The 5,883-nt window shown below is 71.1% G+C and carries 7 protein-coding genes and 1 pseudogene; 3 read left to right on the forward strand and 5 right to left on the reverse strand.

The window, feature by feature from the left end; translation table 11 throughout:
* From R6V09_RS43855 to R6V09_RS43875, 5 genes and pseudogenes are all read right to left on the reverse strand, one after another.
* A pseudogene (locus R6V09_RS43855) lies at window positions 1–236 on the reverse strand (hypothetical protein); the annotation flags it as partial.
* 136 nt (window positions 237–372) lie between these two features.
* Window positions 373–1,206 carry a universal stress protein gene (locus R6V09_RS43860; RefSeq protein WP_317887071.1) on the reverse strand — a complete coding sequence of 278 codons (834 nt, stop codon included), beginning with the start codon at window positions 1,204–1,206 and terminating at the stop codon, window positions 373–375.
* A gap of 202 nt (window positions 1,207–1,408) precedes the next feature.
* Complete coding sequence (locus tag R6V09_RS43865) at window positions 1,409–1,855, reverse strand: pyridoxamine 5'-phosphate oxidase family protein (RefSeq protein ID WP_317887072.1); 447 nt, start codon at window positions 1,853–1,855, stop codon at window positions 1,409–1,411.
* 51 nt (window positions 1,856–1,906) lie between these two features.
* Window positions 1,907–2,656: a helix-turn-helix domain-containing protein gene (locus R6V09_RS43870; RefSeq protein ID WP_317887073.1), complete on the reverse strand. Its 750-nt coding sequence runs from the start codon at window positions 2,654–2,656 to the stop codon at window positions 1,907–1,909.
* A complete protein-coding gene (locus tag R6V09_RS43875; protein ID WP_317887077.1) occupies window positions 2,649–3,746 on the reverse strand; it encodes a zinc-dependent alcohol dehydrogenase family protein in 1,098 nt (365 codons plus the stop codon). The genes R6V09_RS43870 and R6V09_RS43875 overlap by 8 nt, the downstream gene beginning before the upstream one ends.
* Before the next feature lie 212 nt (window positions 3,747–3,958).
* On the opposite strand from R6V09_RS43875, the gene R6V09_RS43880 reads away from it, so the two are divergent.
* The 3 genes from R6V09_RS43880 to R6V09_RS43890 form a co-directional block, all read left to right on the forward strand.
* A complete protein-coding gene (locus R6V09_RS43880; protein ID WP_317887074.1) occupies window positions 3,959–4,351 on the forward strand; it encodes an STAS domain-containing protein in 393 nt (130 codons plus the stop codon).
* Window positions 4,352–4,691: 340 nt separating this feature from the next.
* Window positions 4,692–4,913, forward strand: coding sequence for a hypothetical protein (locus R6V09_RS43885; protein WP_317887075.1), 222 nt, complete (start codon window positions 4,692–4,694; stop codon window positions 4,911–4,913).
* A 182-nt stretch (window positions 4,914–5,095) separates the two neighbouring features.
* A partial coding sequence (locus R6V09_RS43890) for an APC family permease (RefSeq protein WP_317887076.1) occupies window positions 5,096–5,883 on the forward strand: 788 nt, incomplete at its 3' end.

Consider the following 5,883-nt stretch of genomic DNA (forward strand, 5'->3'; position numbering starts at 1 on the left):
GAACCACCATCGATCCAACCCTTACCGGACGCAGTCGCATAACCGAACCCGAACGTCTTGTCCAAGAACGCCCACAAGAAAACGAACCCGGTCAGCAGACGCAGAGACGCGAAGGCATAGGCACGCGTCGCAGTGGTCGCCGCCGTCGTATCGGTGGCGGCCTGTGCCGTTCCGGTCGGGTGGAGGGACGGGAAGCGGAATCGCGGGTGGTGTTGGGGGTGGTTTTGGACTGCCATGATGCTCATCCCTTTCGAGGGAACGATGCTTGGGATTCGACGGCTCTCGTTGCGCCCTCAATGTCTCGCGGCGGGCGGTGGTGGCGGAGGGGCTACAGGTCCCCGGTCAGGGGCCCGAACGTCCCTGTCCGCGGGGTCAGTTGGCGGTGGGCACCACGACCACGGGGCAGTGGGAGCGGTGCAGCAGGGTGTGCGCCACCGTGCCCAGCCGCGGGCCGAACCAGTGGGTGCGGTGATGCGCGCCGACGACCACGACGGAGCAGTCCCGCGTGGCGTCCAGCAGGGCGTGCGCCGGGCCGGTGCGGACCGTGCGGCTCTCGACCTGGATACCGGGGTGCCGCTGACTCAGCCGGGCCAGGGTGAAGCGCGGAACGGAGTCTTCCGCCCTTCCCCGCTGGGCGAGTTGCTCCTGGCCGGGGCTGGTCGCCGGGACCAGTGAGGGCAGTTCGGGGGTGACGTGCCGGTGGGTCCAGGAGTGCAGGACGCGGAGCGGGACACCGCGCCGCTCGGCCTCCTGGAAGGCGTAGAGCGCCGTTTCCTCGTCGCTGTCGCCCTCCAGGCCGAGCAGGACGGGCCGTCCGTCGTCGCACGGGTGGTCGCCGCGGACGACGAGCAACGGGCTGTGCACCTGCGCGGCCAGCCGCAGGCTCACCGAGCCGAACAGCAGGCCGGCGAGGCCGCCCATGCCCCGGGTTCCCACGACAGTGAGGTCCGCGCGCTCACTCGCACGCACGAGCGTGTGCACCGGACCGCCGACGGCGTCCCGGGTCATCACCGACAGCTCGGGATGACGTGCGCCGACGCGTGTGACCGCGGACGCCAGTACCGGTCCGGCCTCGTCGCTGTCCGGCACGGCGTACACGACATCGAGTTCGACGCCGCGTCGCACGGCCTCGTCCGCGGCCCAGTCCAATGCCCGGACCGAGATCAGCGAACCGTCCACTCCGACGACCACATGATGGAGAGTCATGTCCCGTTTCCCTTCTGGCTGTTGCGTGCTCACCGTGTTCGGCGGGAAGGGGCCGCCCATGCGCACAACGGCTCCGGTGGCGATGCTCGTCCTGCGCGGACGGACCGGGGCAGGGGCCACAGGAACCCGCTGACACGCCGTACGGCCTCTTCCTGTGGGGCCGTACGGTCCAGGCATCGTTCGGAGGAACGGGCTCCGGTCATCAGGTCGCGCCGGTGAGATCCACCCCGTACATCGAGCGCCCACCCACGAGTTCACGTCCCGTCACCAGCTCGGGCTCGACGCGTACGAAGACCTCCTGGGGCGAGGGCACCCAGGAGGACGGGCCGGTTCGGACCAGGCGTTCGTGCTCGGCCGGGTCGGTGACCACGGTGGCCGACCCGGTGACGACGACGCTCCAGCCGGAGTGCGCGACGGCGTCGACCGCGTCGGCCTCGAAGGCGACCACCGAGCCGTCGATCGCGCGCACCAGCTCCGAGGCCGCGGAGGCGCACAGCAGCACCGCGCCGTCGTGGTCCAGAGAGAAGTTCACGGGCAGTACGGCCGGCAGGGCCTGGCGGGTGTGCACGATGCGGCCGACGGGTGCCAGGCCCAGTCGGCGCAGGCACTCGTGTCGTTCCAGTTCACGGAATCCGTCGTTGGAATACATCAGCCAGTCCGTCTCTCGCCCTGTGCGCGGGTCTGCGGGTGTCTGTGGGTGTCACTCGATGTTTCGCCCCGCGGAGTCGGCGGGTGAGGGGCCATCAGTCCCGCTCGTTTCGGAGAAGGTCCCTTGGCGCGTGGTGATCCGACGTCCGGTGAGGCTCAGCGCGTCGATACGGACCCACTCCTCGCGTGGGCCGCCGGCCCACGGCGTGCTGAACGCGTGTTCCGTCAGACGCAACACGTCGTCAGGATCGGTCACGGTCCGCGCGCGGCCGAGTGCCAGCACGCTCCAGCCTTCGCCGAACGCGTCGTCGATGCGGTCGATCTCGAAGGTCACCTGTCGGCCCGCCGCCCGGGACGGCGTCGCACCGGGAGCGGTCCGGTACACGATCGCGCCGTCGACCACGCTGTAGTTGACCGGTACGACGACTGGTCCCGAAGCGGTGGGCACCGCGATCCTGCCCACCCCGTGCGTCGACAGCAACGCGCGGCACTCCTGGACGGTCAGCTCGGTGAACGTCGGGTCGGGGCCTGCCCGGCCCGGGCCGGGCGTCTGGTCGCTGCCGCCTCCGGCGAGGTCCGTCACGGTCGTGTGCAGGACCTCGGCGAGCCTGAGGAGAACACTCCGGCCCGGGGCGGCACCGGGAAACTCCTCCAGGTACTGGAGGTAGCTCGCCGCCATGCCCGCGCGGTCGGCCGTCTCCTCCCGGGAGAGGTCAAGTGCCGTGCGCCGTACGGCGATCCGGCGTCCGAGGTCACCCGTGGGTGAGCCCTCCGTCACGGTCATCGGGAACGGGTCAGGCATGGTTCGTCACTTCCTTTCGTCCTGCCGCCGGGACGGCGACTTCCTCGTGCCGGGTCCCGCCGAGCACCACTTTGAGGGCGCCGGTGTCGGCGGCCTTGGCGAAGACGTCGTACGCCTCCTCCATGAGGTCCAGCGGGAAGGTGTGGGTGACCAGCGCGCCGGTGGGCAGCCGGCCTGCCGCCGCCATGCGCAGCAGGGTGGGTGTGGAGTGGGTGTCGACCAGGCCGGTGGTGATGGTGATGTTCTTGATCCACAGGTCTTCGAGGTGCAGGGTCGCGGGTTTGCCGTGCACGCCGACGTTGGCGACGTGTCCTCCGGGGCGCACCACGCGGGTGCACAGTTCGAAGGTCTCCGGTACGCCGACCGCCTCGATGACGACGTCCGCGCCCATCCCGTCGGTGAGGTCGGCGATCAGTTGCTCGGGGGTTTCGCGGGCGTCCACGACGGCGTCGGCGCCGAACCGCTTCGCCGCGTCCAGTCGGGCGGGGGCCAGGTCCACGGCGACGACGCGCTCGGGCGAGAACAGCCGGGCGGTGGCGATCGCCGCCAGTCCGACCGGGCCGGCTCCGACGACGGCGACGGTGTCTCCGGGGCGCACCTGTCCGTTGAGTACGCCCACCTCGTACCCGGTGGGGAAGATGTCCGCCAGCAGGACGGCGTCCTTGGCGTCCAGTGTGCTGGGCAGCGGGTGTACGGAGAGGTCGGCGTGCGGGACGCGGACGTACTCGGCCTGGGTGCCGTCGATGAGGTGGCCGAGGATCCAGCCTCCGCCGCCGCGGCACTGGCCGTACATGGCCTTGCGGCAGTAGGCGCAGCGCCCGCAGGCGGTGATGCAGGAGACCAGGACCCGGTCCCCGGGTCTTACGGTCCGGACGTCGGAGCCCGCTTCCACGACCTCGCCGACCGCCTCGTGGCCGAGGACGGTGCCGGGGCGTACCTCGGGCACATCGCCCTTGAGGATGTGCAGATCGGTTCCGCAGATGGTGACGGCGTCGACGCGCACGATCACGTCGGTGGCGTCCTTGATGCCGGGATCCGGGACGGTGTCCCAGGAGAACTGTCCCGGGCCGTGGAAGACGAAGCCCTTCATGACGTACCTTCCCCACTCGGTCGGCTGCCCCCGCGTGTCCAGCGTGTCCGGGTCCGTCCGTTCCGGCTTGGGCCGGTCGGCCCTCATCGTCCGGCCGGACGGGCTCGTTGCGACCGGGCGTCCGCGGGCTGGGCCGAACGGCCCAGGTCGAACAGTTGGACGGGGCCGGTCGGCCCTTCCGGGCGGGACCACTTGGCCGGTTGGCTCGCACCATGACCGAGATCCACACCACCGCCGCCCTGCGCTCCTCGGAACGGGTGATCGCCGGGACGACCGTCGTGGCGCTGCGCGGCGAGATCGACCTCCTCACGGGGCAGCCGCTGTCGGCCCGCCTGGACATGCTGACCGCGGGCCCCCGCCCCGATCTCGTACTGGACCTGCGCTCCGTGTCGTTCATCGACTGTGCCGGGCTGGGTGTGCTGTGCCGGGCACAGAACCGGACAGCGGCCCGGGGCGGACGGCTCCGGTTCGTCACCAGTGGTACTGGCTTCCTGCGGATCCTGCGCCACGCCCAGCTCGGCGGCGTCTTCGAGATCCACGAACGGCTGCCGAACGCCCTTGCCTCCAGGCCGGATTCCGGCGACGCCTCGGCTACAGCGGGCTGAACGGCCCATGCGGGCCCGGAGTGCGGTGCCGATGGGGCATTCCGCAGCCCCTGTTCGGCCCGAGCGACGCCACGTTCGCGACTGGCACCTTCGACATGGCGTACACGACGAGGCGGTGTAGACCCAGGGGCAGGAACAGGCATGTGAAGAAGCGGTTGTGGCGACTGCGGAGCAATCCGTTGCGCCGGCACGACGACGTCGTCGAGGCCTGGATCGTCCTGGTCGTGTGGGCGGTGGTCCTGCTGGGTGGCACACTCGCCGGCCTGGTGACGTCCCACGCCGCCGCCGAGGTGTTCGCCGCGCAGCGCACCGAGCGACACTCCGTGCGGGCAGCACGCTGGTGGAGACGGGGCAGAAGGCCGGATCCAAGGTCGTGGTCTGGCTGGACTCCGCAGGCAACTTCACCATCGAGCCGCCGAGTTCGATGGAGGCGGCTCTCGAATCCGCCGTCCTGGGCCTGACCGCCGCGCTCGCCTTCGCCGGTACGGCGTTCGGCACCGGGGCCGTCGCACGGTACCGGCTGGACCAGCGCCGTATCGACTCCTGGGGTACGGAGTGGTAGTTCGTAGGGCCGAGTTGGGGCCGCACGACCAGCTGACGCCAGGCAAGCGGCACTGCCCGACAAGGCCACGCCTCCCCCGGGTGCGCGGCACACGCGAGCGGTCGGTCGCCACCGGGGGCGCCGACCGGTCGTGGTGACCCTCTCCTCCGCTACCGTGCGCCGAGTACGAGGAGGTGCGAGCGATGAACGCGGAGAGAGCGCCCGCAGGCACGGGTGGGTTGAAGCGGCGTCTGGACGTGTCCGACGCCGTGGTGATCGGTCTGGGGTCGATGATCGGAGCCGGGATCTTCGCGGCCCTCGGCCCGGCGGCCGACGCCGCCGGTTCCGGACTGCTGCTCGCTCTGGCCCTGGCCGCCGTCGTGGCTTACTGCAACGCGACATCTTCGGCACGGCTGGCCGCCCGCTATCCGCAGTCCGGCGGCACCTACGTCTACGGCCGCGAACGCCTGGGCGACTTCTGGGGCTACCTGGCCGGCTGGGCGTTCGTCGTCGGCAAGACGGCCTCCTGCGCGGCCATGGCACTCACGGTCGGCGCCTATCTCTGGCCCGGCCAGATCCACGTGGTGGCCGTGGCCGCCGTAGTCGCGCTGACCGCGGTGAACTACACTGGGGTGCAGAAGTCCGCCCTCCTCACCCGTGTCGTCGTCGCGGTCGTCCTGGCCGTGCTCGCCGCCGTGGTCGTCACCGCGCTGACCTCCGCCCGCGCGGACTCCGCGCGGCTGGACATCGGCCCGGACACGACCGTCGGCGGAGTGTTGCAGGCCGCAGGCCTGCTGTTCTTCGCCTTCGCCGGTTACGCCCGTATCGCCACGCTCGGCGAGGAGGTCCGCGACCCCGCCCGTACCATCCCGCGCGCCATCCCGATCGCGCTCGGGATCACCCTCGCCGTGTACACCCTCGTCGCCGTCGCCGTCCTGACGCTGTTGGGCCCGCGCGGGCTGGCCGACGCCGCTGCCCCGCTGTCGGACGC

Source organism: Streptomyces sp. W16 (assembly GCF_033194735.1).
Classification (GTDB): Bacteria; Actinomycetota; Actinomycetes; order Streptomycetales; family Streptomycetaceae; genus Streptomyces.

Excerpts from the sequence above, each read along its gene's own strand:
- R6V09_RS43880 (WP_317887074.1), top strand. The coding sequence starts at position 3,959 with ATGACCGAGATCCACACCACCGCCGCCCTGCGCTCCTCGGAACGGGTG.
- R6V09_RS43870 (WP_317887073.1), bottom strand. The coding sequence starts at position 2,656 with ATGCCTGACCCGTTCCCGATGACCGTGACGGAGGGCTCACCCACGGGT.
- R6V09_RS43865 (WP_317887072.1), bottom strand. The coding sequence starts at position 1,855 with ATGTATTCCAACGACGGATTCCGTGAACTGGAACGACACGAGTGCCTG.
- R6V09_RS43875 (WP_317887077.1), bottom strand. The coding sequence starts at position 3,746 with ATGAAGGGCTTCGTCTTCCACGGCCCGGGACAGTTCTCCTGGGACACC.
- R6V09_RS43860 (WP_317887071.1), bottom strand. The coding sequence starts at position 1,206 with ATGACTCTCCATCATGTGGTCGTCGGAGTGGACGGTTCGCTGATCTCG.